We start from the raw sequence: 24,234 nt of genomic DNA, 5'->3' as shown, positions 1-24,234 counted from the left end.
CGCAGGGCAGGCGTCGACGCTCACATCCGCTCCGTCCGCTTCGTCGAGATCTCCATCAGGCGCTTGCTCCCCAGTTTCTGGAGATAGGCATCGTGGCTGCCGAGGCCGGTCACCCAGTCCTCTATCCAGAAAGAAAGCCCCTCGGGGGTGGCGCTGGCTTCGTGGTAGGCCGCCAGCGCCGCAAGGTCGAAATCGTAGCGGCCATCGCAGCAGCAGGGATGCGCGCCGTAGGGCGCCTCGACCACGCAGGTGACGTCCGTGCACGGCAGGATGGTGTCGATCGGGCGAGCCTTGATGGCCGCTTCGCTGACGATCTGCTCGACGGTGACGATCACCGTCCTTGCCGAGCGGGCGATATAGACGTCGGCCGAATTGTCGTGCCAGCCGTCCCGATCGAGTTGCACGTTGCCCAAGCGGTCCGCCTTGTGCGCATGGATGACCGCCACGTCGGGCACGATTCTTTGCACGGCGAGCCAGGCTTCGCCCGTATAGGGATCCTCGATCGGGGTAAGATGCGGATCCGTTTCTGGAAGGTCGGTTCCGAGCCCCGTCCTGGTGGGGAGGAAGGGCAGGCCCATGGCGGTCGCGCGGAAGCGGGCCATCGCGGTGGTCTCGGAGTGCTCGATCACCTTCAGCGCCCCGCTCTCGGCGCGCCGATAGGCGTGGGCCGGGCCGAGGTCGCCGATTCCCACATAGGACGTCTCGACCGCCGAAGCGCAGCCGGCGCCGATCAGGAGGTCGAAATCCATGCCGTTGCTCAAGCCGGCGAGGTGCAGCTTGCGCCGGCCCTGCCGCACGATCTCGGCGACCATCGCCATCGGGTGGCCGCAGCTGGCGTGGCCGCCGATGGCGAGCACGTCGCCGTCCTTTATCAGCGCCGCGGCGTCCTTGAGTGTCGCCGTCTTGTCCGGTGCAGGCACGTCAGTCCTCCAGCTTTACGTAGGTCCCCTCCGGGTCGATGTGGCGCAGGAGGGCGATCGTCTCGGAGCCGGGATAGGGCTCCTGAGCCGGCCCCTCCGGCGGCGCCAAGGGAAACCCGATCTCGGCCTGCAGCGCCTCCATTGTGACGCCGGGAAAAAGGCGCTCCGCGCGCATTCTCAAGGTCTCGGGATCGAAGCCGAGGACCCCCATGTCGGTGATGACGCGGACGGGGCCGGCTCCCGGCAGGCCCGCGACCTCCCGTGCGCCGGGGCCGGTGAGATGGCCGGGCGTGGTGAGGTAATTGAGCCTTTCGACGAAACGCCGCTTTCCGGTGCGGGCGATGATCACGGTGCGCGCCGCCATCGAGGCGATGTCATTGGCCCCGCCGGAGCCCGGCAGCCGCACTTCTGGCCGGCGATAGGCGCCTATGGCCGTCGAGTTGAGGTTGCCGTAGGCATCGATCTCGGCCGTGCCGAGGAAGCCGATGTCGACCTTGCCCTGCTGGAGGAGCGACAGGGCGGCGCGCGTGCCCCTGATGGCGGTCGCGCCATAAGCCAGACGGTACTCGCCCACGCCCGTCGCAAGCTCGAGGGGAGCCGGGTCGATGATCCCGGATTCGAACACCAGCGTGACGTCCGGCGCGTGCGTCGCCTTCGCAAGATAGGCGGCCACCATGGGAAGGCCGGTGCCGATGAAGGCCACTTCGCCGTTGCCGATTTCGCGGGCGGCGGCCGCCGCCATAAGCGCGTCCCTGCTCATGACTTGTCCTCCGCCGGGCGGTAGCCGAGCACCGGATCGGTGCGCAGCGCCAGCAGCCGCACGATCCCCGCGCGGTCGAGCCAGTCCCAGTGATCGCGCGGGGACCGCACATGCCGGTCGATCCAGGCCTTGCAGGCGGCGGGTTCGCGAGAGGCCTCGTAATAGTCGCGCAGGAAGGGGAGGTCGGGATCGTGATAGCCATAGACCCCTGTCGGCCAGGCGCCGAAGGGGAGATGCACCACGGCGTCGACCATGAGGCCCGGCAGGAGCGTTGCCTCCGGCCGGGCGCGGAAGGTGCTGGACGGCACGATTTCTTCCACGGTCACGATCACCTTTCGCGCCGCGCCCGTCTGCTCCTCGATTACCGAGGAGGCGCCGAAGAGCTGGACGTTGCCCAGCCGATCGGCGCGCGCGGCGTGAATGATCGCGACGTCCGGGTTGAGCGGGGAGGTGACGGTCACGACCCGTCCGTCGGGAAAGGGAGAGGTCATGGACTGCACCTTGTCCTCCGGCCGCTCGAAGCCTGCGACCGAGACGATGTCCGTGCCGCCTTGAGACAGCACCGGCATGAAGGGGAGGCGCTGGCCGCCCGCAACCAGCCGCATGACCATGCCGAAATGGCTGTGGTCTTCGGTCTCGATCTCCCCCGCCTCGATTGCCTCCGAGAACCGCCGGCAGCGGCCGAAACCTTCGAACATGAAGTTCGAGAACCACGCCCGGCGCAGCATTCCCGCCGCGGCCAGCCATTCGGCCACCCAGCATTCGGCAACGCCCATGATCGATAGATCCTTGCGCCCCTCCGCGATCAGGGCGCGGAAGAAGCCCATCGGCTGATGCGAATGGGCAAAGCCGCCCGCCGTGATTGCGCAGCCGTCCGGAACCAGCGCGAGGGCTTCCTCGAGGGAGACGAGCTTGTCAGGCATTTTCGGCCATCTCGATCCGGCGCTCGCGCGCGCCTGTGATCAGCGCCACGAGATCGTCGCCGGTGACACCGGCCGTGGGCACGTCCCCAACTTTTTCGCCGCGCCTGAGCACGACCACCCGGTCCGCCATTTTCAGGGCCATCGGCATCTGATGCGTGATGAGCAGGATCGCGACACCGTCCTGCTGCAGCCGGCGGACGGCCTCCATGGCGCGCTCGGTCTCCTGCACGCCGAGCGCCGCCGTCGGTTCGTCGAGCATCACCAGCGCGCTTTTCCACAGCTTCGTCCGCGCCAGGGAGACCGCCTGGCGCTGGCCACCCGAAAGACCGGAGACGCTGGCGGCGGCCGGCGGCACGTTGATCGTCAGGCCTCTCAGCGCTTCGCTCGTGCGCCGTGCCATCTCCCGCTTGGCCAGGAAAAGCAGAGGACCCCAGCCGACCGTCTGCTCGCGGCCGAGGAAGACGTTCTCGGAAACCGTGAGATTGTTGCAAAGCCCGAGGTCCTGATAGACCGTCTCGATCCCATGCGCCCGCGCCGCATCGGTGGAGCCGAAGCGAACCTGACGGCCTTCGAACTCGATTTCGCCCGCCGTCGGCTGGATCGCGCCTGAGATCAGCTTGACCAAAGTCGATTTGCCCGCGCCATTGTCGCCGACCAGCGCCACCGTCTCCCCGCGGCGAATATCGAGATCGACGCCGCGCAGCGCGTCCACCGCACCATAGCTCTTCGCCAGCCCGCGGGTGCGCAGAAGCACCGCGCCGACGGTGCGCTTATGGCCTTCGTTCATGCCGTCCTCCCATATGCGCTGCGGTATCGACAGGGGCGCCGCAAGCGGCTAGTTCTTGACAGCGTACCGCATGAAAACGTTTTTATTCTGATAGCTCCAGATGCCAGGACTGTCAACGAGGCCAGCGTGCAGGATCAGAAACGAATTACAATCAAGGATGTCGCCCGCGAGACCGGGCTTGCTCTTTCCACCGTGTCCAACGCTCTGGCGGGAAAGTCGCTGGTGAAGCCCGAAACACGCGCCTATGTCCTGGCGGCGGCGGAGCGCCTCGGCTACCGGGCGTCCATCGTCGCCCGCTCGCTGCGCGCGCAGCGCAGCTTCGCCTTCGGTGTCCTGATCGAGGACGTCGCAAATCCCTCCGCATCCGCCTTCGTGCGCGGCGTCGAGGACGTGGCGCTCGGCGCCGGCTACACCATCCTTCTCGGCAACACCGACGGCGATCTGGAACGGCAGGTCAATGCCATGCGGGCTCTGATCGACCGCCAGGTGGACGGGCTCGTCCTGATTTCCCAGCATCTCGACGACGAGAGGGTCCGCGAGCTTCTGTCGAGGGTCCCGGCGGTGCTGGTTCAGCGGCGCCACCCCCGCGTCACGCTCGACTATGTGGGATCCGACAATGTAGGAGGTCTCAACGAGGCATTGCGCTATGTCTGGCGGATCGGACACCGGCGGGTCGGTTTCGTGACGGGTCCCCTGATGTCGAGCTCGGCCCAGGAGCGCTTGGCCGCTTTCCGGGCGACGGCGGCAGAACTCGGCCTTGCCGATACCGAATCGCTGATCTTTCAGGGCCGCTACAGTTTCGAGATGGGACTGACGGCCGCGGGCTTCTTCTCCGGCCTTCGCGAGCCGCCCAGCTGCATCTTCGCCAGCAACGACGTGAACGCCATCGGCCTCATCCAGGGGTTGTCCGAGCGCGGCATCCAGGTGCCGCGCGATATCTCGGTGGTGGGACTCGACGATATCGAGCTTGCGGCCATCAAGGCCGTCGACCTGACGACCATCCGCCTGGAGAAGCGCGCGATCGGCGCCGCGGCCGCCCGTCTGCTCCTGAAGCGGATCGACGAGCCGGATCGTGCGCCCGAGACGCTTATCCTGCCGACGCAACTCGTCGTGCGCGGCACGACCGCCCCCCTCCACGTCGGCTGAAGTTATGTCTTGACACCACGAGTCTCCTCCCATTAATTCCTAATAGAAACGTTTTTATTTTTATTTTCGCCCATCATTCGAGTCCGTCAAGGCCTTGGAGCCCGCGGACGGTCTCGGCAACGCCGCAAAAGCGGCCGCTTATCCGGGAGGAGAACCATGAAGATAAATTGCAAGCGTGCCATTGCCGTGCTCGGGCTCGTAGCGACGGCGCTGACGTCCGCTCCCGCACACGCACAGGACAAGGAAATTTCGATCGGCGCGCTGATCTATGCGCGGGATTCGCAGTTCTGGCAGCAGGTCGAGCGCGGCATGGCCGACGCCGCCAAGGAATATGGCGTCAGCTTGAATGTCGGCCTGAACCGCCGTCAGCTTGCCACCGAAGCCCAGGTCGTGGAGGACTTCGCCACCCGTGGGGTCGACGCGATCATCCTGCCGCCGCTCGACACGCAGGCTTCGGTCGCGGCCGTCAAGCGGGCCGCCGAACGCGGCATCGTCGTCGTCGATTACGACACCAGGCTTGCCGATCCCGATGTCGCCAGCCATACGATCGGCGTCGACAGCTTCGATCTCGCCGCGACCGTGGCGGGCAAGATGCGCGAGGAGCTCGACGCAGCCGGAGGCGGCAAGATCGCGCTGATCACCCTGCCGCCGACCAATCCCAACATGCAGACCCGGCTCAAAGGCGCGATGTCGAAGCTCGAGGGCGAGGGGATCGAGGTGGTCAACGAGATCGCCGCGGCAACGCCGGAGCAGGGGGCCACCGCGCTTGAGATGATCCTGCAGCGCACCCCCGACGTGGCCGCGGTCTGGGCGTCGAATTCCGGTTCGCTGTCGGGTGCCGCAGCGGCCGCCCGTTGCACCGAGAGCGATGTGAAGCTCTTCGGCGTCGACATGAGCCAGGAACTGGCTGAGGCCATGCTGGACCCCGACGGCAACGTGCATGCCGTATCCGACCAGCAGCCTTACCGCATCGGCTTCGCCGCGGTCGAGACCGCTGCCAAGAGCGTGCGCGGCGAAAACCCTCCGCGCGAGGTGAAGGTCGACGTGCGGCTCTACAGCCGTGACGATCCGCAGGGCGTCCAGTCCTATCTCGATCTGGTGAAATCGCTGGCGCAATAAGCGCATCCTCCCGGCAACAGGGCGGTCCTGCGGGTGCTTGCAGGGGCGCTCCGTGCCCTCCTTCGCAGGGCTTGTCGTCTATCGTGAACAGCAGGGAAGCGGCCTCCATGACAGGAAGCTCCGAAATCATGCAAAAGCCCCGGGCCGGGCATTACGCCTTGAACCTGGCTGCCTGGCGGGCTGAAATCGGCGTCGCGATCGCGCTTGTTGCGCTGGTCGCGGTATTCTCGGCGACCGCCCAGAATTTTCTCTCCGTCGAGAACTTCGTCACCCTCCTGCAGCAGACCTCGGTCATTGCGATCATCGCCGTGGGCATGACGATGGTGATCGTCACCGGCGAGATCGATCTGTCGGTCGGCGCACAGGTGGGCCTGGCCGGAACGCTGTTTGCCGTCTTCACGGTGCAGGCAGGCATTCCAATCGCGCTCTCGGCGCTGATCGTCCTCGCATTCGCCGCGCTGGTGGGCATGTTCACGGGCGTGCTGAGGGTGGTCTGGGGCATACCCACCTTCATCACCACGCTCGGCCTGCTCTCGGCACTGCGCGGCATGGCGTTTTACGTCAGCGACGGCCTGACCATCGGGCCGATGCCGCGCTTCCTGGAGACGGTCTGGTACGGCGAGCTGTTCGGCCTGCCGTTCCCGGTGTGGATCATGGCGGTGGTCATCGCCATCGGCTGGATCGTTCTGTCCAGCATGCCTTTCGGCCGGCACCTCTATGCCATCGGCGGGGACGCGGAAACGGCGCGCCGCTACGGGGTCAAGGTCGGCCGGCTCAGGATCACGGTGATGGTCATCGTCCAGGTGCTCGCGGCACTTGGCGGGATGATGCTCGTGGGGCGCCTCAACGCAGGCAGCCCGACGGTCGGCGAGCTGATGGAGCTCGACGTCATCGCGGCCGTCATCGTCGGCGGCACGGTCCTGTCCGGCGGCAAGGGCCGCATCATCGGCACGGTGCTCGGCGTCTTCTTCGTCGCCGTGCTGCGCAACGGGCTCGTGCTGAACGGCATCGATCCCGTCATCTTCCTCATCGCCCAGGGACTGGTGATCATCCTCGCCGTCTGGTGGTCGATGCTGCGCAAGTGAGGTTCTCCCCATGCCGTCCAAGCTGATCTCCCCCGCAGAAGCCGCTCGGAGCGTGCCCGACGGAGCCCGCATCGCCTTCGGCGGCTTCGCCGTCTACCAAAAGCCCATGGGCTTCGTGCGCGAGCTCGTGCGCCAGGGGCGGAAGGCGCTGACCGTGGTCGGCTCGGCCCAGTCATACGAGGTCGATCTCCTGGCGGCGGTAGGCGCTGTCGACGTGGTGGAAACCTCCTATGTGGGGCTCGAGGCGTTCGGCCTGGCGCGGCAGTTCCGCCGCGCAGTGGAGGCCGGGCGGGTGCGCGTCGTCGACTATCCCGAGATGGTGAGCTGGGACCGCTTCCGCGCGAACCAGGAAAATCTGCCCTTCTGGCCCGTGCCCTTCCTCGGCGGGCTAGACATCGTTTCCACGAACCCTTCCATCCGCAAGTTCGACTGTCCCCTTACCGGGCGCGTCATGTATGCGGTGCCGGCGGCCAATCCCGATGTGGTGGTGATCCACGCGCTGGCCGCCGATGAACGCGGAAATGTGGTGATTCCCGCAAAGCATCTCCTGCCCCAGTCCAACGACGTCCTGATGGCGCGCTCCTGCGACCGGGTGATCGTGACCGCGGAGAAGATCGTCGACAATGCCTTCATCCGCCGGCACGCCAACCAAGTGCAGATCCCTTCCTACCGCGTCGAAGCGGTGGTGGAGATGCCATGGGGCGCGCACCCGACGCCGGCGCTCGGCGCCTATAACGCCGACCGGCAGGCCTATGCCGACTGGGTCGCGGCCGCCGAAAGCGAGGATGCGCTCGCCGCCTGGCTCGACATGCATGTGCGGGTCGCCGGCAACGATGCCTATCTGGACGCGATCGGCGGCGCGCGCCTGGCGAAGCTCATCGATATGGGAGACCTGACGTGACCGCCGAACGCGCTGCCGCCGACATGGCCCCTGCGACGCTTTACGAAACGCTGGCTTCTGTCCTGGCGGCCGACATGGCCGATCGCGAGGTCGGTTTCACCGGCCTTCTGACCGGCGAGGCGGCGGCGGTATGGGGCACGGGCATTCCCGTCGTGGCGATGGAACTTGCCCGCCGGACGCACGCGCCCGACCTGACGATGCTGCTTGCCGGCTGCTATCACAATCCCGATCTTTCCAGCCTCGACCGCATGCCGGATTGCGAGCACGACGCACAATTGCGCGACCTGCCGGCCGAGGCGAGGACGCGGGACTATCCCGGCCAATGGGCGCTGAAGCGCGGAGACGTGACCTTCGGCTTTTCCTCGGCCGTTCAGGTGGATCGGGTGGGCAACATCAACTCGGTCTGCATAGGCCCGCACGACCGGCCGAAAGTCCGGCTCGTCGGTCCCATCCTGCAGCCCGAACACATGGCCTGCTTCCGCCGCGAATACGTGATGATGCCCCGCCACGAGGCGAGGGTCTTCGTCGACAAGGTCGATTTCGTCTCTGGCGTCGGCTTCCCCGGCGGCCGCAGGGGTCGCGAGGCGCTCGGCATTGAATGGGGCGGCCCGCGCTTCGTGATGACCCCGCTCTGCATCTTCGATTTCGACGAAGATGCCGGCCGGATGAAGGTGCGCTCGATCCACGCCGGCGTGGATGAGGAGACGCTGCGCGCCGCAACGGGCTTCGACCTTGGCCCGCTGGACGACGTGCCCGTCACGCCGGCGCCGGGCCCGGACACGCTGAATCTGATCCGCGAGATCATAGACCGGCGCGGTCTCCTCTTGCCCAAACCAGGCGGGGCCGACGAAGCCCCGAAAACCGGAGTTGTGAAATGAATTCCCAGACCGCAAGCGCTGCTGCCACGGGCGCCAACACGACCGGCGCGCATGTCTTCGCCGCCGCGTTGAAGCGTCATGGAGTCGAGGTCATTTTCGGCCAGTCGATTCCTTCGGCGCTTTTTCTCGCAGCGCCGGAATACGGTATCCGCCAGATCGGCTATCGCACCGAGAACGCCGGGGCGGCAATGGCCGACGCTTATGCCCGCGTCAGCCGCAAGGTGCCTGTGGTGACCGGACAGAACGGCCCCGCCGCGACCCTGCTGGTGGCGGGACTGGCGGAGGCGCTGAAGGCATCCATCCCCGTGGTTGCCATCGTCCAGGACGTTCACCGCAAGATGACCGACCGCAATGCGTTCCAGGAGCTCGATCATCTCGATCTCTTCAAGGGCGTGGCAAAGTGGATCAGGCGGGTCAGCGAGGCGGAGCGGATCGACGACTATATCGATATGGCCTTCACCGCCGCGGCCTCGGGACGCCCGGGCCCTGCCGTCCTGATTGCGCCGATCGATCTGTTCGACGAGACCGTTGGGGGAGCGGGGCATGCGCGCCAGGCAAGCCTGGGCCACTTTCCGCTCGATCGCCCGGGCGCCGATCCCGCGGCGATAGCCCAGGCGGCCGATCTGCTTGCCGGCGCACGGGCGCCACTGATCATTGCCGGCGGCGGCATCCATGTCTCCGACGCCGCAGAGGCATTGGCGGCTTTGCAGGAATCGGCGTCTCTGCCGGTCGCGACCACTTCGATGGGCAAGGGCGCGGTCAGCGAGACGCATCCCCTGAGCGTCGGGCCGGTCGGCTATTTCATGGGCACGCGCGGGCGCACCAAGTTCCTCCGTTCCATGGTGGAGGAAGCCGACGTCGTACTCCTGGTCGGCAACCGGACGAACCAGAACGGCACCGACAGCTGGGAGCTCTATCCAAGGCGCGCGCGCTATATCCAGATCGACATCGATCCGCAGGAGATCGGCCGCAACTACGAGGCCGAGGTGCGTATCGTGGCGGATGCCAGGCTTGCGCTCGAGGCGCTCACCGAGGCCATGAGCGCGCGCGATCTGTCGCGCAGACATAAGGAGCGCCCAAGCGTCGAGAGCGCCATCGCGGCAGGCCGGCGCGCGCACGCGCAGGAAGTGGAAAGCGTCGTCGATATGGACATGGCTCCGGTTCGGCCCGAGCGCCTGATGCGCGATCTGAATTCCGTGCTGCGCCCGGACGACATCGTCGTGGCGGACGCCAGTTACTCCTCTGTCTGGGTGGCTAATTTCCTGGAAGCGCAGAGGGCAGGGCAACGCTTCGTCACCCCGCGCGGCCTCGCCGGCCTCGGCTGGGGGCTTCCCTTTGCGCTCGGGGCAAAGGCGGCGCATCCGGGCGCGCGGGTCGTGGGTCTCGTCGGCGATGGCGGCTTCGCACATGTCTGGTCCGAACTCGAGACGTCGCGGCGCATGGGGCTCGGCGTCACCTTGATCGTGCTGAACAACCAGATCCTCGGCTACCAGAAGCACGCCGAGAAGGTGATCTGGGGTGCCCACAGCGATGTCTGCGACTTCACCGCGGTCGACCACGCCGCCATCGCGCGCGCCTGCGGGGTGGAGGGCGTCAGGATCGAGGATCCGCACGCTTTCCTGCCAGCGTTGAAGACCGCGATGTCCTCCAGCAAGACGACGGTGATCGACGTCGTCACGGATGAAAGGGCATATCCGCCGGTCACCATTTTCGAAGGCAGCAGGCGACTGGATTACTAGGCGAGGATCAAATGAAAAAGCTGATCAACGATCCATCCCACTACGTCGAGGAGATGCTCGCCGGCCTAGTGGCGGCTCACCCCGAGCTGACGCTGGGTGGTGAAAGCGGCCGATGCGTTTCGCGCGCGCACCCTGCGGCGGAGGGCAAGGTCGGCATTGCCACCGGCGGGGGTTCCGGCCATCTGCCGCTCTTCACGGGCTATGTGGGGGACGGTCTGCTCGATGCCTGCGCGGTCGGAAACGTTTTCGAGGGACCGAACGTCCAGAGCTGTATCGACGCCATACGCGCGGCAAATCGCGGCGCCGGCGTGCTGTGCCTCTACGGCAATTACGGCGGCGACCGGATGAACTTCGACATGGCTACCGAGATGACCGGACTGGAAGGCATCGACTGCGAGACCGTGCTGGGGGCGGACGACGTGGCAAGCGCGGGGCAGGAAGAAGCCGACAAGCGGCGCGGCGTCGCCGGCATCGTCCTGCTCTACAAGGCGGCGGGCGCGGCCGCAGCCGAGGATCGCAGCTTGGCCGAGGTCGCGGCGGTGGCGCGCAAGGCCGGCGCGGCCACGCGGTCGATGGGCGTCGCCCTGTCGCCGTGCAGGGTGCCCACAGCCGAAGCCCCGAATTTCGAGATCCCGGAAGATCAGATGGAAATGGGAATGGGCATCCACGGCGAACCCGGTATCTGGCGCGCGCCCGTCGCCAGGGCGGATGCGGTTGCCGACGAGCTCTTCGACCGCATCATGGCGGAACTCGCACCGGGCCGAGGCGGCCGCGTGGTGCCGCTGCTCAACGGGCTCGGCGCAACCCCGCTGGAGGAGCTCTATATCCTGTGGCGGCGGATCTCGATGCGGCTGAAGGATGCCGGGCTGCAGGCGGTCAGTCCCATGGTCGGCAATTACGTCACATCCATGGAGATGGCGGGCGCTTCCCTATCGATCATGACGCTCGACAGCGAGCTCGAGGCTCTGATCCGCGCGCCGGCCGCTTGTCCGTTCTGGAGGGTCGCCGCGTGAGCATATCTGCCGCCGGTCTCGCAGGGTTCATCGCAAGCCTCGATGTGGCCATTGCACGCGAGGAGCAAAGGCTCAACGCGGCCGATGGCAAGCTGGGCGACGGCGACACCGGATCGATGCTGCGCCGGGTGATCCAGGCAATGGCGGCTGCAAATGTGGAAGCGGCGTCCGGGCTGTCGGAAGCGGCCATGCGCCTCGCGCAGGCGGCCATGAAGGAGACCGGATCGAGCCTCGGAACGCTCGTGGCGACTGCCGCCACGACCCTGGCCAAGGAGGCCAAGGCGGCCGAGGACAAGCTCGACACCGCCGACTTGGGCCGCGTTGTCGCGGCCATACGCGATGCGGTGGCGGCCCGCGGCAAAGCCGCGCCCGGCGACAAGACGGTCGTCGACAGCGTTGCGGCCATCGCCCGGGCGCTCGAGGAAGGACCCGCCACGCGCGCCACGGCGGCCGCTGCCGCGAGAGCTGTGCTCGATGAGTTCCGCGACAGACCGTGCCGGATCGGGCGCGCCAGGAGGTTTTCCGAACGCAGCAAGGGAGAGGACGATCCAGGAATGCTCGCAGTGGCCTTGCTGCTGGACGATAAGGAGATGGAAAATGACGGTTAAGCACATGATGCCTCCGCGCGATGCGTGTGACAGCATCCCGCAACCGCAGCCTTGGCGTGATCTCACCGATCCGCGTCGCGCGGCCCATGTGGACGATCTCGAGGCCGGCCTCAAGGAACCGATCTTTGAGAACCTCGAGATCCCGGAGGAATTCGGACCGGTGACGGTCACCATCGACGACCACAAGATCAAGCGCTTCGCCTTCACCCAGGACGACTACAACCCCTGGACGCTCGCTGCGAGCCCGTTCGACCGCCGACGCATCGGCCACGCATGCCTCCTGGGCAATGATCTGGTGCAGCTCTTCACACTGAAATATGCCGGTTCCAAGACCGTGGGCTTCCACACCGAGGAGCAGATGTGGTTCGACAGCCCGGTCTATCTGGGCGAACGGGTGACCCTCTCGGGCTCGTATGTCGAGGCTTGTGAGCGGCGAGGGCAGGGCTATGTGGTCATGGAAGCCCGGGCGGTGGGTGAGGATGGGCGTTCGATCGTCCGCCACCGTGGCGTGGAGATCCTGCGCACCGTTCCCGGCACCCTCGCCGGACGCGGCAGCAGCACGCCCGAACGCAAGGTGAGCGGCGAAGTACCGCCCGACGCACGTGTTGTGCAGAGCTTCGGCAGCGACAGCCGTCCCGGCGACGTCCTCGCCGCGCTCCACAAGGTCATTACGGCGGAGCAGGCGGCCGTCTTCTCCCGGATCGGCGAATATGTCCGCAACATACACAGCGATTTCCTGATCGCACGCGAGGGCAAGCTTCGGGTGCCGATCGTGCAGGGCCAGCAGCAGGTGGGCGTCCTCGGTGAATGCCTGACGCGCGCCTTCGGACAGCACTGGTTCACCAAAGGTTGGCTGCGGGTGAAGTTCGTAAACACGCTCGAGGTGTTTGATCCAATCACAGCGACGGCTTTCGTCACCGGCGTAGAGAGCGTCGAGGAAGGCAAGCGTATCGACGCCGAGGTTTGGATCCGGCGCCGGTCCGACGGCAAGCTCACCACCGTTGGTTGGGCAAGCTGTGAGGTGCCGAACTGACGGCACGTCGCCGCATAGCGCGGCGATCGTTTGGGCGCATTGCCAGCGGCCGCGAACGCCATAGTCACCACCAGACATTCCGGTGGCATTCGCCGGGCAGGCACCGGGCTCGCCATCTTTGTAATGGGAAGCATGGCAGGCCCGGCCGTCGCTCAGACCTACAATATCCGGCTCTCGAACCTCTATCCGGAAAACCACCCCATGTGCGTCCAGGCGCACAATTTTGCAAAATTCGTCGATGAAGGCACCAATGGCGATGTCCGCGTGGAGGTTTTTTGCAACAACCAACTCGGCAACGAACGGAAAGCGTCCGAAGGGGTCCGTCGCGGTTCGATTGAGATGGTCATGAGCGGAGGCGGCGGCCTCGGCCGCTTCGTGCCCGAGTTCTACACGCTCGAGCTGCCATTCCTTATCCGGAAACCCGTGACATCAACGCCCTTGCCAACATGCGAGGTTACGAGATCCTCGGCTTTGGCTATGAGGGCCCGCACAGCATCAACTCCGTCAAATCTTTCAATACGCTCGCGGAGCTGCAGAACTACAAGCTGCGCGTTCCGGAGGCGCCGCTTTATGTGGGCATGGCAAAGGCCTTGGGCGCGATACCCACACCCACGGCCTTCACCGAGGCCTACACATCGCTGCAAACCGGCGTTGCCGATGGTATGGAGTCCGGCCCCAGCACGACCTTGACCTGCTCCCCTGAGATGTTCCCGATTTTGGGTTAGCCTGTTCCTCAACAAAAGGAGACAGGCAATGAAACGATCACGGTTCTCGGAGGAACAGATCATCGGCATTCTGAAGGAGCATCAGGCGGGCATGACGGCCAGCGAGTTGTGCCGCAAGCATGGCATCTCGGATGCGACCTTCTACACCTGGCGCAAGAAGTATGGCGGCATGGAGGTGTCGGAGGCCAAACGGCTGAAGGCGCTGGAGGAGGAGAATGCACGCCTGAAGAAGCTTCTGGCGGAGTCAATGATGGATGTGTCGACGCTCCGCGAGATGCTGACAAAAAACTTCTGACGCCCGGCTCGAGGAGGAATGCCGTGAGTTGGGCAGTCGAGAAGACGAGCTACTCGCAGCGGCGGGCGTGCGACCTGGTTGGCATTGCGCCGCGCGTCTACCGATACATATCCAGCCGGCCGGACGATGCTGCTCTGCGAGAACGTTTGCGGGAGCTGTCATCGGAGCGACGGCGGTTCGGCTACCGCCGCCTGCACCTGCTTTGAAGCGGGAGGGCGTCGCGGTGAACTGGAAGAAGCTCTACCGGATTTACAAGGAAGAGCGGCTGACGGTCCGAAAACGCGGCGGCCGCAAACGGGCTCTGGGCACAAGAGCACCGATGGCCATCCCGCAGGATCCAAACCAGAGATGGAGCCTCGACTTCGTGTCGGACACGTTGGTTGACGGACGCCGCTTCCGCATCCTGTGCGTGATCGACGACTTCAGCCGGGAATGCCTGGCGACGGTGGTCGATAACTCGATCTCGGGCGAACGTGTCGCACGCGAACTGGATGCGATCGCCGAACGGCGTGGCTACCCCTGCATGGTTGTCCGCGACAACGGCACGGAGCTGACGTCAAACGCCATGCTCGCCTGGCAGCAGGATCGCGGCGTCGAATGGCACTACATCGCGCCGGGAAAACCAATGCAGAACGGCTTCGTGGAAAGCTTCAATGGCCGGCTAAGGGATGAGTGTCTCAATGAGCATTTATTCCGCAGCTACCATCATGCCCGCGAGATCATCGAGGCCTGGCGCATCGACTACAATCTGCACCGACCGCACACGAGCCTCGAGGGGCTCACCCCGAACGAATTTGCAACCCGGTCCGCAATGGACCACAACGTGAACAGGGCTAGCCTATGAATGGGTACATTCAGGGGAGCAGGTCAGATGCCATGCATCAAAACCTGCAAGGTTGAGGAGGGGTACCTTTTGATGGTTGCCATCCTTGCGGCGCGGATCTTTCCTGTCACGGACGACGACAATCCGCTTCTTCAGATCGACGTCTTCCCACTCGATCTTGCAGATCTCTTCCTGACACATGGCCGTGGCGATCGCAAAGCGGACGATCCGACCCATCGGAATGATCGCGTTGGTCTTATTGTCGAAGTAATCGAGCAGCGCATCGATCTCGTCTTCGGTAGGGCGCCGATCTCGCTCGAATGACCGGCCGACGAGGCCAAGCCGGGTGAGGGCGGTGCGGGCAGCAAGGCGGACGCTTTCGGTGTCGACCGAAATGCCGTGAATTGCCGCCGCGTGCGTGAGCACCGTTCGGAGGTATGAAAGGTCCACGGCGAGCGTTACGGGTCCGGCCCCTTGTTTGGCGCGTTGTTGCCCATATTTGATGACTGCTGCGCGATCGAGACGCTTGATCCGGGTCGCACCCAGATCACGCTTGAGGGCATCCATTACCGCCTGCTTGGATCGGCGAAGGGGCCGCCCAACTTCGTGCAAGTCAGAAACATGAAGATCGATGAGGTCGCCGACCGTCTTCGGATCGCGTATACGCTGATAGGTCGGGTCGCCGCCTAGATCGATTAGACGTTCAGTTTCGACAGCCCATTCGTCGGCGAGCGATTTGAGCCTAAAGGTTTGTGATGCGTACTTGCCCTTCCGACGGACCTGAACACGCCAGCTTCCCTCCTTGGTGCGAATTATTGTTGCCATGGCCGTGCAGTCCTTTCAATCCGTGCGATTTCCGTGCACAGAGAGATCAAACGAGGTACAAACCCGTGCAATTTGGTCAAATTGGTGCACGGTGTTCATGATCTGATCTGGTTGAAATGTATCATAAATCATTGAAAAACCAACAGAAAATATTCGCCGTCGCGCCCATGATGGATTGGACGGACCGGCATTGCCGCTTCTTCCATCGCCAGCTTACGCGGCGCGCGCTGCTCTACACCGAGATGGTGGTGGCGGATGCCGTGATCCATGGCAACCGCGAGCGCTTGCTCGGCTTCGACGAGGCCGAATATCCCGTAGCACTCCAGCTCGGCGGCAGTGAGCCGGCAAAGCTTGCCGAGGCCGCTCGGATCGGAGCCGCCTTCGGCTATGACGAGATCAATCTCAATGTCGGCTGTCCCTCGGACCGGGTGCAGTCGGGCACCTTCGGCGCCTGCCTCATGAAAGTGCCTGACCTTGTCGGAGCCTGCGTTGCGGCGATGAAGGAGAGCGTGGCCATACCGGTCACCGTGAAATGCCGTATAGGGGTGGACGATCAGAATCCCGAGGAGGCGCTGGACCGCCTCGCCGACGCGGTGTTTTCCGCCGGTGCGGACGCGCTTTGGGTGCATGCGCGCAAGGCGTGGCTGCAGGGGCTGAGCCCGCGCGAGAACCGGGACATTCCGCCGCTCGATTACGGCCGCGTCTACCGGCTCAAGGAGCGCCTTTCCAAAAAGTTCATCGGCATCAATGGCGGCGTCCAGACGATCGATGAAGCCGCCACGCATCTTGCCCACGTGGACGGCGTGATGCTCGGGCGTTCCGCTTATCACACGCCCGGTATTCTCGCGGCCGTCGATGCCCGCATCTACGGCGAGGCGGAGCGGGCTCCGATGCTGCCCGACGTCGTGGACGCCATGGCCGCCTATGCCGCGCGACACATCGAGCAGGGCGGGAAGCTTTCCCACGTGACACGCCACATGACGGGCCTCTTCCACGGCCGGGGAGGGGCAAGGCGCTTCCGGCAGATCCTATCCACTGATGCGACACGGCCCGGCGCGGGACCGGAGGTCCTGCATCGGGCGTTCCTGGAGGTCGCCCCCGGCGCGCAGGACGAAGCGGCCTGACCCATCCTGGGCTAATCCGTCAGGATCAGCCGGTCGCCTCGCATCTCGAAGCTCGAGAGGCCGCTCAGGAACTGCATTCCGAGAAGGCTCTGGTCGAGCTGGCCGGGCTCGGCCACGAGGATCGGCACGCCGTCGCGCTCGATCGAGCCGATGCGCAGCGAATCGAGGCTGGCGCGCGCCGCCATCGCGCGGCCGTTTGCCGTCATGACCGGCGTTGCATAGACGAGAGCGCCCGTATCGATACCCGCCCTGACGGCATCCCGGGCCGTCAGGGCGGTCGTCGTTGCCCCGGTATCCACGACGGCGCGGATCGTCGTGCCGTTTGCCTGCATCCGCACCTCGAAATGGCCGTTGGCCGCCTTGTCGATCATGACGGCGGCCCGCGACGAGTCGCTGATGCTCATCGGGCTTCCCGGAATAAGGCCGGCGGTGAGCCGGCTCGCCACGTCCTGGAGTTCGTAGCGGTACTGATAGCCCGTCATAAGGACGAGAAGGATCAGGAGCCAGTAGGCGAGGTCGCGCGCGGTGTTGCGAAAACGGGTGCGTGCGCCGAAAAGGCCGACGATGAGCACGGCCGCCCAGAGGCTGAGATAGAGCATGGAGGCGAAGGAATCATTCGCCATGCCAAAGACGGTGCCGCTGTCATGGTTGGCGACGAGAAGTCCCACACCCGCCGCCATGACCGCGATGGCGATCCAGAAGAGCCCCATGATTTAAGCCCTTTCGGCCCGCTCGCGCGCGAGCCGCGCACGCCGGGTTTCCCGCCGCGGCCTGCGCTCCACCGTCGCCAGGCGCGCCGGCAGCGTTTCCATCACCATCCGGCGGTCCGCCGGCGTCATGGTGAGCCAGGCGGCAATCTCTCCGCGTGTGCGGCCGCAACCGAAACAGTAGCCCGATTTCTCGTCGATCGAGCAGATCAGGATGCAGGGGGATTCGATTGCCGTCATGCGAAAAAGTCCTTTGCCTGCACATGGGTGCCGCGACGGGCGGACGCAAGGCGCGCCATTGCCATGCGCATGTCGAGCCGTTATGCCCGGCCCCGCGCTAGGAGACAATCGGGACAATCACATGACGAGCGGCCTACCTTTCGACGATATCCGCAACCTGATTGCCGGCCTTCCGGCGCTGGACGAGGCGGCAGCTGCGCGCGCACGCGAGGCCCTTCCCGCCGGGGGCGGATCGCTCGGACGCCTGGCGGAGATCATCGAGTGGCTGGCGGCCGTCGCCGGGCATGCGCCGGCGCGCGTGGCAAGGCCCACGATCGCGCTCTTCGCCGCCTCGCATGCCGTGTCACGCCGGCTTGGCACTGCAGATCCGGTGGGTGAGGCGCAGGCGCACGTGGAGGCGATCGCGGCAGGCGCCGCACCCGTCAGCCATCTCTGCGCGAGCAGCAATCTCGGACTCAACGTCTTCGATCTCGCACTCGAAATGCCGGTGGAGGATTTCTCGACGGGCCCCGCGCTCGACGAGCGGGCGGCAGCCGCCACCATGGCTTTCGGCATGGAAGCGGTGGCGACCGGTGCCGACCTGATCTGTCTGGGCACGGTGGACCGCGCCGGCGACCTCTCGGCCATGGCGCTCATCAGCGCCTTGTCCGATCAGACTGGCGCCGAATGGGCCGAGGCGGGGCAGGGGAGTCGCGCGATCACCCAACAGGCAATGGAACTGCATCGCGGCCATCTGGGAGATCCGCTGGAAGCGATGCGGCGGCTTGCCGGCCGCGAGATCGCCGCGCTGGCAGGCGCCATCCTCGCCGCGCGCACGCAAAAGGTGGCCGTGATCCTCGACGGGCTTGCTGCCACGGCCGCGGGCGCCGCGCTTCACGCGCTCAACCAGGAGGCGCTGGACCATTGCCTGCTAGCTTCGGCGGTCTCGGACGCTCATCGGGAAGCGGCAGCGGCGATCGGCCTGCGGCCCCTTCTCAATCTCGACGGCGCGACGGATGGCGGGATGGCGGCCGCACTTGCAGCCGGCCTCGTGCGTGCGGCGGGGGACATGTCCGTGGGGCTGGCAGAGGTCCGCGCCCGCAGCCGGAAAGCGTAGGCTTCAGCCGACCGCGCGCTTTGCCGGATGCTTCGGGGCGGCAGGAACCTTCTCCATCACGCGGCTGCGCGGGAAGGCGACGATTCCCTCCGTGCCCTCGCGCAGCTTGGATTTGAGCTTCAGCACGCCTCCGTGGAGGTTCGCCAGTCCCTGGACGATCGGCAGGCCGAGACCGGTGCCTTGTTCGGCGCCCTTGATGGCGATCGAGCCCTGGCCGAAAGCCGACAGCACGACGGGCATTTCGTCTTCCGGAATGCCGGGCCCATTGTCCTTGACGGAGATGTACTGCCCACCGCCCGCCGTCCAGCCCACCCGCACCAGTATTTCGCCGCCCGAAGGTGTGAACTTCACCGCGTTTGAGAGCAGGTTGAGCGTGATCTGGCGCAGGGCGCGCTCGTCGGCGAGCAGGCGGAGAAGGGTGGGTTCGTATTGCTGGGCAAGCGTGATCCCCTTGGCCTTGATTTTCAGCTCCATCATCCGGCAGCACTCCTGCACGATATCGGCCAGTTCGAGCGGCTCTTCGTTGAGCTGGTACCGTCCTGCCTCGATGCGCGAAAGATCGAGGATCTCATTGATGAGTTCGAGCAGGTGCTGGCCCGATTCGTGCACGTCCTTCGCGTACTCGCGATAGGTCTCGTTCTGGATCGGCCCCAGAACCTCCTTGGCCATCACCTCGGAGAAGCCGAGAATTGCGTTGAGGGGAGTGCGCAATTCGTGGCTCATCGATGCCAGGAAGCGGGATTTCGCGAGATTCGCTTCCTCCGCCCGGCGGCGCGCTTCGTCCGATACGGCCTTGGCTGTCTCGAGCTCCGCGATCAGCGCGTCGTTCTCGCTGCGAAAACCGAGAAGATTGACCGCCGCGTGGTTGCGCTGGGAGGCGACGTGGCTGAAGAAGGGCAGGGACAGGATCAGGAGTCCCGCCATGATCGGCTCGACATCCAGCGGAAGCTGGATATAGAGGAACGCATAGGCAGCCACCGGCAGCGCGAAAGTGGCCAGAATGGCGCCATGCAGGGACGAGGCGACCAGCGCGGTAGCAGCGATCATCATCAAGAGGACGATCGCAACGACGACGGGGAAATGGTCGAAGCCGCATCCGCGACAGTCGAGCGAAACGAGATAGGCCCATCCGACGCCGGTCAGGAAGTGCAGGATCAGAAACCAGCTCCGCAGGCCACGTGTACTGATCTCGGCAAGGGCGAGCCGGTCGACCCGCCACGCGAACGAAAAGAGGGAGGCATAGCCGCCAATGATCAAAATGCTCCAGACGAGCATCTCCCTCGCCGGGTTGATCGTCATCCCCACGCCGCCGACGACGAAAAGGAGAAGGAAGATCGCCGGAGCGCTGTCGAGGATGGCCCGCGCGTGGATCTTCAGCATTTCCCGGTCGAAGTCCGGGTTCCCGGCAGCCGCCTGGGAAAGCCTGTTTCGCGTGCGCCGCACGGCCTCGGCCACCTCGCTGTTGCGGTGAGGCTTTCTGCGGTCCACAATGAACTTGTCCGCGATATGGCTTTGGTTCAGCGCCATTGGCTGCTTCGCGTTCCCGGCATCGTTTCACCAAATTTATGCGCGAATGATTAAGAGACCCTTCAGGCAATGCGTGTAAGTCGCCGAAGTCATTGGCGCCGCGCTGCAAAGCCGCGGCCATGGCGTCGGTTGGGAGACGTCGCGCTGGCAGGCGCCATCCTCCTGCTCCTGGCGCTTTCAGTGGCCCGCCTCGACCAGGTGGCGATGCAGCGGCTTTCGGGCTCCGTGACAGTCAATGACGGTGACAGCCTGACACTTCACGGCCAGCGCATCCGTCTGCGCGGGATCGACGCTCCCGAATTTGACCAGGAATGCACGCGAGACGGCCGTTCCTATGCCTGCGGCGAGCGGGCGCGAAGGGCCATGGTCGAGATGACGGGAGCCCGTTCCGTTGTCTGCCAAGGCTGGGAGCGTGACCGCTACGGCCGCCTGCTTGCCCGCTGCGAGGCGGGCGGACGTGACGTTGGGAAGGCGATGGTGGAAGCCGGCTGGGCGGTCTCCTACGGCGACTATGCGGGCGCGGAAGCGGAAGCGCGTGGCACACGAAAGGGACTGTGGGCGGGCGATTTCGATGCCCCGCAGGACTGGCGCCGGCGCCGGCAGGCGCCTGAGGAGGCACGGCATGATTGGATGGCGCTGACCGTGAACTTCCTGAGGCAGTTGCTCGGGATACAACGAACGGAGGAACCGGCATGAAGCTATACGACGGCGGCAGGGCACCCAATCCGCGGCGTGTGCGCGTCTTCCTTGCAGAAAAGGGGGTATCAGTGCCGTTGGTGCCGGTCGATATGGCGGCGATGGAGCACCGCGGCGAGACCATGACGCGGCTGAACCCGCTACAGCGCCTCCCCATCCTGGAACTCGACGACGGCACGGTGCTAACCGAAACCGTCGCCATCTGCCGCTATTTCGAGGAGCTTTCCCCGGAGCCGGCGCTGTTCGGCCGCGGCGCGCTCGGCCGCGCCGTGGTGGAGATGTGGCAAAGGCGCATTGAGTTCGGGCTCTTCGGGGCTGTCGCGGCTGCCTTCCGGCACCTTCATCCGGCGATGCGGGAATGGGAAGTGCCCCAGGTTTCCGAATGGGGCGAGGCAAACAAGCCGAAGGCGCGGGAATTCCTGCACTTTCTCGATAGCGAGCTGGCGGGGCGGCAATTTATTGCAGGCGATGTGCTCAGCATTGCCGATATAACGGGATTCGTGGCTGTCCAGTTCATGAAGCCCGCCCGCATTGAAATGCCGGAAGGGCTCGACCATGTCAGGCGCTGGTATGATGACATCGCCGCAAGACCGAGCGCTTCCGCATAAAGCTGATTTCCTCGACATGCGAATGGACGACACGCTGGAAACGTTGCTGGGCCAGATTCGTGCCTGCCGGCTCTGCCGCGATCGGCCGCAAGGACCATCGCTGCCGCATCAGCCGCGCCCCGTGGTCGTCGCCTCACGCAGCGCGCGTATCCTGATCGTAGGTCAGGCGCCGGGTGCGCGCGTCCACGCATCCGGCCTTCCTTTCGACGACCGGTCGGGCGACCGGCTTCGCGAATGGCTGGGCGTTGGCCGCGAAGAGTTCTACGATCCCGACAAATTCGCGATCGTGCCGATGGGTTTCTGTTTTCCGGGGTATGACGATAAGGGCAGCGATCTACCGCCGCGCCGCGAATGCGCGCCGGCATGGCGCAGCCGATTGATCAGTGAACTGCCGCAGATCGAACTTCTGCTGGCCATCGGCCAGTATGCGCAGGCTTGGCACCTCGGTGGAGAAAGGCGAAAGAGCATGACGGAGACGGTGCGGGACTGGCGCACGATCCTCAACGTCTCGCGCTACCCCCGTGCCTTTCCTCTCCCGCACCCTTCCTGGCGCAACACTGGATGGATTCGCAAGAACCCGTGGTTCGAGGCTGAACTGCTTCCCGCCCTACAGGCTGAAGTGCAGCGGTTTCTCTGATTGAGGTTTCGCGCAATTGGAAAATTGTTCTTGTTTCTGGCGCGAAAGTCATGCATTTTTGGAAAAAATTTCCGATAGAGATGATCCATGGACCGCCTCGACCGAAAGATCCTGCGCCTCCTGCAGGAAAATGCCACCCTTGCGGTGGCCGATGTCGCCAAGAAAGTCGGACTTTCGACCACGCCCTGTTGGCGGCGCATCCAGAAGCTGGAAGAGGAGGGCGTGATCCGCAGGCGGGTGGCGCTGCTGGACCCGGTGAAGGTGAATGCGCGCGTCACCGTCTTCGTGTCGATCCGCACCAATGCGCACAGCCACGAGTGGTTGCGCCGCTTCTCGGAGGTCATCAAGGAATTCCCGGAGGTGGTTGAGTTTTACCGTATGAGCGGCGATGTCGACTATCTCCTGCGCGTCGTGGTGCCCGACATTGCCGCCTATGACGCCTTTTACAAGAGGCTGATCTCTAAGATCGAGATTCGCGACGTGTCCTCGGCCTTCGCCATGGAGCAGATCAAATACACGACTGAACTGCCGCTCGATTATCTCGTGCTCGACAAGGAACCGGCAAGTTCGGCGGCCTGAGACAGTCGGCTAGTCGAATGCGGATGTGTCCAGAAATCTCCACGGCGTTACCGGTTTGTTCAGCGCGGCATTAGGATCGCGCTCCACGGCGGCCTTGCTGATCTTGTACCCGGAGAGAATGACGGCGGTCCCGTCGAGAATGAATAGCTGCGTCTTCTCGAGGCCGGCACTCAGCGTGCCGGTGACGGAAACCGGCTCGTAATTCATGCTCAGCCGGTAAGGCTTCTCGGGCACGACCCGGACCACCTGACTCGCCGGCGGCTGCGCCATGTGGCTGCACGCCCCGCTGCGCGGCACAAGCATGAAGGAATAGACCAGGTCGCCCTCCCGGTCGGCCGGCAGGAGATAGCCCGAAAGCCGGACCGCCCTGCCGGAAAACCGCCTCGTCAGCGCGATGTCGGGCATCTCCGCCGATGGTGCCGCGGTGATCTTCTGCGGCGCGGGCATGTCCTGGCCGGGCGGAACGAGATCGCGCCAGTCGATCTGCAGGCTCGCCGCGTCGGCCGTCCACCCGGCGAGGAGCAGCAGAACCGTGGAGGCGGCGAACCCCGCGGTCGTGTTCATGAGAGCTACCTTTCCAGCCTTGCCAGCAGCGAAGAGGTGTCCCAGCGGCTTCCGCCCATCTGCTGTACTTCCTTGTAGAACTGGTCGACGAGCGCGGTGACGGGCAGCTTTGCGCCGTTGCGGTCGGCCTCCGAAAGGCAGATTTCGAGATCCTTGCGCATCCAGTCGACGGCGAAGCCGAAATCGTACCGGCCGGTACTCATGGTCTGGTGGCGGTTCTCCATCTGCCAGGAGCCGGCTGCTCCCTTGGAGATCACTTCCACCACCTGCTCGATATCGAGGCCGGCCTTCTTGCCGAAATGGATTCCTTCGGCGAGGCCCTGGACCAGGCCGGCGATGCAGATCTGGTTGACCATCTTTGTAAGCTGGCCCGCGCCCGAGGGTCCCATCAGGCCGACCATGCGCGCATAAGAATCGATGACAGGCTTCGCGCGTTCGAAGGCGGCCTTCTCGCCGCCGCACATGACGGTGAGCACGCCGTTCTCCGCGCCGGCCTGACCGCCGGAGACCGGCGCATCGATGAAATCGAAGCCGCGCGTCCCGGCCTCGGCCGCCAGCTCGCGCGCGACTTCCGCGGACGCGGTGGTGTTGTCGACGAAGACCGCTCCCTGCCTCATCGACTGAAAGGCGCCGTCGGGGCCGGTTGTGACGGAGCGCAGGTCGTCGTCATTGCCGACACAGGAGAAGACGAACGCCTTGTCGCGCGCGGCTTCAGCCGGTGTGTGGGCGAGGGCGCCTCCGTGCTCGGCCACCCACTTCTCGGCCTTGGCGGCGGTGCGGTTGTAGACGGTCACGTCGTGGCCGCCACGGTTCTTCAGATGCGCGGCCATCGGATAGCCCATCACGCCAAGTCCGATGAATGCTACCTTTGCCATT

Annotated in this window: 25 protein-coding genes and 2 pseudogenes; 17 read left to right on the top strand and 10 right to left on the bottom strand. The window is 65.1% G+C overall.

What is annotated here, in order from left to right; translation table 11 throughout:
* Positions 1-20: 20 nt before the first annotated feature.
* The 4 genes from PVE73_RS14085 to PVE73_RS14070 are packed head-to-tail and all read right to left on the bottom strand — an operon-like array spanning position 21 to position 3,390.
* The gene (locus PVE73_RS14085; RefSeq protein WP_277362855.1) at positions 21-920 is read right to left on the bottom strand and encodes a CoA-transferase; all 900 of its coding nucleotides are present in this window, start codon (positions 918-920) and stop codon (positions 21-23) included.
* Position 921: 1 nt separating this feature from the next.
* Positions 922-1,680 carry a CoA-transferase gene (locus tag PVE73_RS14080; protein WP_277362854.1) on the bottom strand — a complete coding sequence of 253 codons (759 nt, stop codon included), beginning with the start codon at positions 1,678-1,680 and terminating at the stop codon, positions 922-924.
* Positions 1,677-2,603: a CoA-transferase gene (locus tag PVE73_RS14075; protein WP_277362853.1), complete on the bottom strand. Its 927-nt coding sequence runs from the start codon at positions 2,601-2,603 to the stop codon at positions 1,677-1,679. Before PVE73_RS14075 ends, PVE73_RS14080 begins: the two co-directional genes overlap by 4 nt.
* Positions 2,596-3,390: an ATP-binding cassette domain-containing protein gene (locus tag PVE73_RS14070; RefSeq protein WP_277362852.1), complete on the bottom strand. Its 795-nt coding sequence runs from the start codon at positions 3,388-3,390 to the stop codon at positions 2,596-2,598. Before PVE73_RS14070 ends, PVE73_RS14075 begins: the two co-directional genes overlap by 8 nt.
* A gap of 126 nt (positions 3,391-3,516) precedes the next feature.
* Here PVE73_RS14070 and PVE73_RS14065 point away from each other — a divergent pair, with 126 nt between their 5' ends.
* From PVE73_RS14065 to PVE73_RS14015, 11 genes and pseudogenes are all read left to right on the top strand, one after another.
* Positions 3,517-4,536, top strand: a complete 1,020-nt coding sequence (locus PVE73_RS14065) for a LacI family DNA-binding transcriptional regulator (RefSeq protein ID WP_277362851.1) — start codon at positions 3,517-3,519, stop codon at positions 4,534-4,536.
* A 156-nt stretch (positions 4,537-4,692) separates the two neighbouring features.
* A complete protein-coding gene (locus tag PVE73_RS14060) occupies positions 4,693-5,655 on the top strand; it encodes a sugar ABC transporter substrate-binding protein (protein ID WP_277362850.1) in 963 nt (320 codons plus the stop codon).
* 128 nt (positions 5,656-5,783) lie between these two features.
* Complete coding sequence (locus PVE73_RS14055) at positions 5,784-6,740, top strand: ABC transporter permease (RefSeq protein WP_277362849.1); 957 nt, start codon at positions 5,784-5,786, stop codon at positions 6,738-6,740.
* 10 nt (positions 6,741-6,750) lie between these two features.
* Entirely contained in the window at positions 6,751-7,641 is an 891-nt protein-coding gene (locus tag PVE73_RS14050; RefSeq protein ID WP_277362848.1) for a CoA-transferase, read from the top strand.
* Entirely contained in the window at positions 7,638-8,519 is an 882-nt protein-coding gene (locus tag PVE73_RS14045; protein WP_277362847.1) for a hypothetical protein, read from the top strand. The genes PVE73_RS14050 and PVE73_RS14045 overlap by 4 nt, the downstream gene beginning before the upstream one ends.
* Entirely contained in the window at positions 8,516-10,258 is a 1,743-nt protein-coding gene (locus PVE73_RS14040; protein ID WP_277362846.1) for an acetolactate synthase catalytic subunit, read from the top strand. Before PVE73_RS14045 ends, PVE73_RS14040 begins: the two co-directional genes overlap by 4 nt.
* Positions 10,259-10,269: 11 nt before the next feature.
* A complete protein-coding gene (locus PVE73_RS14035) occupies positions 10,270-11,271 on the top strand; it encodes a dihydroxyacetone kinase subunit DhaK (protein ID WP_277362845.1) in 1,002 nt (333 codons plus the stop codon).
* The gene (locus PVE73_RS14030; protein ID WP_277362844.1) at positions 11,268-11,879 is read left to right on the top strand and encodes a DAK2 domain-containing protein; all 612 of its coding nucleotides are present in this window, start codon (positions 11,268-11,270) and stop codon (positions 11,877-11,879) included. Before PVE73_RS14035 ends, PVE73_RS14030 begins: the two co-directional genes overlap by 4 nt.
* Positions 11,869-12,912: a hypothetical protein gene (locus PVE73_RS14025; RefSeq protein ID WP_277362843.1), complete on the top strand. Its 1,044-nt coding sequence runs from the start codon at positions 11,869-11,871 to the stop codon at positions 12,910-12,912. Before PVE73_RS14030 ends, PVE73_RS14025 begins: the two co-directional genes overlap by 11 nt.
* Positions 12,913-13,035: 123 nt before the next feature.
* Positions 13,036-13,637, top strand: a pseudogene (locus PVE73_RS14020) (TRAP transporter substrate-binding protein).
* Positions 13,638-13,665: 28 nt separating this feature from the next.
* A pseudogene (locus PVE73_RS14015) lies at positions 13,666-14,776 on the top strand (IS3 family transposase).
* Here PVE73_RS14015 and PVE73_RS14010 read toward each other — a convergent pair.
* Positions 14,771-15,580 carry a tyrosine-type recombinase/integrase gene (locus tag PVE73_RS14010; RefSeq protein ID WP_277362842.1) on the bottom strand — a complete coding sequence of 270 codons (810 nt, stop codon included), beginning with the start codon at positions 15,578-15,580 and terminating at the stop codon, positions 14,771-14,773. The pseudogene PVE73_RS14015 and the gene PVE73_RS14010 sit on opposite strands and share 6 nt — an antisense overlap.
* Before the next feature lie 167 nt (positions 15,581-15,747).
* Between PVE73_RS14010 and dusA the strand changes: the two genes are divergently transcribed.
* Positions 15,748-16,704, top strand: coding sequence for a tRNA dihydrouridine(20/20a) synthase DusA (dusA, locus tag PVE73_RS14005; protein ID WP_277362841.1), 957 nt, complete (start codon positions 15,748-15,750; stop codon positions 16,702-16,704).
* Between the two features lie 11 nt (positions 16,705-16,715).
* Here dusA and PVE73_RS14000 read toward each other — a convergent pair whose 3' ends face one another.
* A complete protein-coding gene (locus PVE73_RS14000; RefSeq protein WP_277362840.1) occupies positions 16,716-17,414 on the bottom strand; it encodes a TIGR02281 family clan AA aspartic protease in 699 nt (232 codons plus the stop codon).
* Between the two features lie 3 nt (positions 17,415-17,417).
* The gene (locus PVE73_RS13995) at positions 17,418-17,651 is read right to left on the bottom strand and encodes a DUF1289 domain-containing protein (RefSeq protein WP_277362839.1); all 234 of its coding nucleotides are present in this window, start codon (positions 17,649-17,651) and stop codon (positions 17,418-17,420) included.
* 121 nt (positions 17,652-17,772) lie between these two features.
* Here PVE73_RS13995 and PVE73_RS13990 point away from each other — a divergent pair, with 121 nt between their 5' ends.
* Positions 17,773-18,747, top strand: a complete 975-nt coding sequence (locus tag PVE73_RS13990; RefSeq protein ID WP_277362838.1) for a nicotinate-nucleotide--dimethylbenzimidazole phosphoribosyltransferase — start codon at positions 17,773-17,775, stop codon at positions 18,745-18,747.
* Positions 18,748-18,750: 3 nt separating this feature from the next.
* On the opposite strand, the gene PVE73_RS13985 is transcribed toward PVE73_RS13990, so the two are convergent.
* The gene (locus PVE73_RS13985; protein ID WP_277362837.1) at positions 18,751-20,274 is read right to left on the bottom strand and encodes a HAMP domain-containing sensor histidine kinase; all 1,524 of its coding nucleotides are present in this window, start codon (positions 20,272-20,274) and stop codon (positions 18,751-18,753) included.
* 129 nt (positions 20,275-20,403) lie between these two features.
* Between PVE73_RS13985 and PVE73_RS13980 the strand changes: the two genes are divergently transcribed.
* From PVE73_RS13980 to PVE73_RS13965, 4 genes are all read left to right on the top strand, one after another.
* The gene (locus PVE73_RS13980) at positions 20,404-20,970 is read left to right on the top strand and encodes a thermonuclease family protein (RefSeq protein WP_277362836.1); all 567 of its coding nucleotides are present in this window, start codon (positions 20,404-20,406) and stop codon (positions 20,968-20,970) included.
* Positions 20,967-21,578: a glutathione S-transferase gene (locus PVE73_RS13975; RefSeq protein ID WP_277362835.1), complete on the top strand. Its 612-nt coding sequence runs from the start codon at positions 20,967-20,969 to the stop codon at positions 21,576-21,578. The genes PVE73_RS13980 and PVE73_RS13975 overlap by 4 nt, the downstream gene beginning before the upstream one ends.
* 16 nt (positions 21,579-21,594) lie before the next feature.
* Positions 21,595-22,215: a uracil-DNA glycosylase family protein gene (locus tag PVE73_RS13970; protein WP_277367458.1), complete on the top strand. Its 621-nt coding sequence runs from the start codon at positions 21,595-21,597 to the stop codon at positions 22,213-22,215.
* An 87-nt stretch (positions 22,216-22,302) separates the two neighbouring features.
* Complete coding sequence (locus tag PVE73_RS13965) at positions 22,303-22,794, top strand: Lrp/AsnC family transcriptional regulator (RefSeq protein WP_277362834.1); 492 nt, start codon at positions 22,303-22,305, stop codon at positions 22,792-22,794.
* 9 nt (positions 22,795-22,803) lie between these two features.
* Here PVE73_RS13965 and PVE73_RS13960 read toward each other — a convergent pair whose 3' ends face one another.
* Entirely contained in the window at positions 22,804-23,358 is a 555-nt protein-coding gene (locus PVE73_RS13960) for a DUF3299 domain-containing protein (protein WP_277362833.1), read from the bottom strand.
* A 5-nt stretch (positions 23,359-23,363) separates the two neighbouring features.
* Positions 23,364-24,233 (bottom strand): NAD(P)-dependent oxidoreductase, encoded by an 870-nt coding sequence (locus PVE73_RS13955; RefSeq protein ID WP_277362832.1) that lies wholly within the window; start codon positions 24,231-24,233, stop codon positions 23,364-23,366.
* Position 24,234: the final 1 nt, after the last annotated feature.

The organism is Chelativorans sp. AA-79 (assembly GCF_029457495.1).
Taxonomy (GTDB): Bacteria; Pseudomonadota; Alphaproteobacteria; order Rhizobiales; family Rhizobiaceae; genus Chelativorans.
This window is presented reverse-complemented; position numbering and strand designations above follow the sequence as displayed.

Excerpts from the sequence above, each read along its gene's own strand:
- PVE73_RS14040 (WP_277362846.1), top strand. The coding sequence starts at position 8,516 with ATGAATTCCCAGACCGCAAGCGCTGCTGCCACGGGCGCCAACACGACC.
- PVE73_RS14060 (WP_277362850.1), top strand. The coding sequence starts at position 4,693 with ATGAAGATAAATTGCAAGCGTGCCATTGCCGTGCTCGGGCTCGTAGCG.
- dusA (WP_277362841.1), top strand. The coding sequence starts at position 15,748 with ATGATGGATTGGACGGACCGGCATTGCCGCTTCTTCCATCGCCAGCTT.
- PVE73_RS13965 (WP_277362834.1), top strand. The coding sequence starts at position 22,303 with ATGGACCGCCTCGACCGAAAGATCCTGCGCCTCCTGCAGGAAAATGCC.
- PVE73_RS14050 (WP_277362848.1), top strand. The coding sequence starts at position 6,751 with ATGCCGTCCAAGCTGATCTCCCCCGCAGAAGCCGCTCGGAGCGTGCCC.
- PVE73_RS14035 (WP_277362845.1), top strand. The coding sequence starts at position 10,270 with ATGAAAAAGCTGATCAACGATCCATCCCACTACGTCGAGGAGATGCTC.
- PVE73_RS14000 (WP_277362840.1), bottom strand. The coding sequence starts at position 17,414 with ATGGGGCTCTTCTGGATCGCCATCGCGGTCATGGCGGCGGGTGTGGGA.
- PVE73_RS13975 (WP_277362835.1), top strand. The coding sequence starts at position 20,967 with ATGAAGCTATACGACGGCGGCAGGGCACCCAATCCGCGGCGTGTGCGC.
- PVE73_RS14075 (WP_277362853.1), bottom strand. The coding sequence starts at position 2,603 with ATGCCTGACAAGCTCGTCTCCCTCGAGGAAGCCCTCGCGCTGGTTCCG.
- PVE73_RS13995 (WP_277362839.1), bottom strand. The coding sequence starts at position 17,651 with ATGACGGCAATCGAATCCCCCTGCATCCTGATCTGCTCGATCGACGAG.
- PVE73_RS13990 (WP_277362838.1), top strand. The coding sequence starts at position 17,773 with ATGACGAGCGGCCTACCTTTCGACGATATCCGCAACCTGATTGCCGGC.
- PVE73_RS13985 (WP_277362837.1), bottom strand. The coding sequence starts at position 20,274 with ATGGCGCTGAACCAAAGCCATATCGCGGACAAGTTCATTGTGGACCGC.
- PVE73_RS14070 (WP_277362852.1), bottom strand. The coding sequence starts at position 3,390 with ATGAACGAAGGCCATAAGCGCACCGTCGGCGCGGTGCTTCTGCGCACC.
- PVE73_RS13970 (WP_277367458.1), top strand. The coding sequence starts at position 21,595 with ATGCGAATGGACGACACGCTGGAAACGTTGCTGGGCCAGATTCGTGCC.
- PVE73_RS14055 (WP_277362849.1), top strand. The coding sequence starts at position 5,784 with ATGCAAAAGCCCCGGGCCGGGCATTACGCCTTGAACCTGGCTGCCTGG.
- PVE73_RS13955 (WP_277362832.1), bottom strand. The coding sequence starts at position 24,233 with ATGGCAAAGGTAGCATTCATCGGACTTGGCGTGATGGGCTATCCGATG.
- PVE73_RS14025 (WP_277362843.1), top strand. The coding sequence starts at position 11,869 with ATGACGGTTAAGCACATGATGCCTCCGCGCGATGCGTGTGACAGCATC.
- PVE73_RS14080 (WP_277362854.1), bottom strand. The coding sequence starts at position 1,680 with ATGAGCAGGGACGCGCTTATGGCGGCGGCCGCCGCCCGCGAAATCGGC.
- PVE73_RS14010 (WP_277362842.1), bottom strand. The coding sequence starts at position 15,580 with ATGGCAACAATAATTCGCACCAAGGAGGGAAGCTGGCGTGTTCAGGTC.
- PVE73_RS13960 (WP_277362833.1), bottom strand. The coding sequence starts at position 23,358 with ATGAACACGACCGCGGGGTTCGCCGCCTCCACGGTTCTGCTGCTCCTC.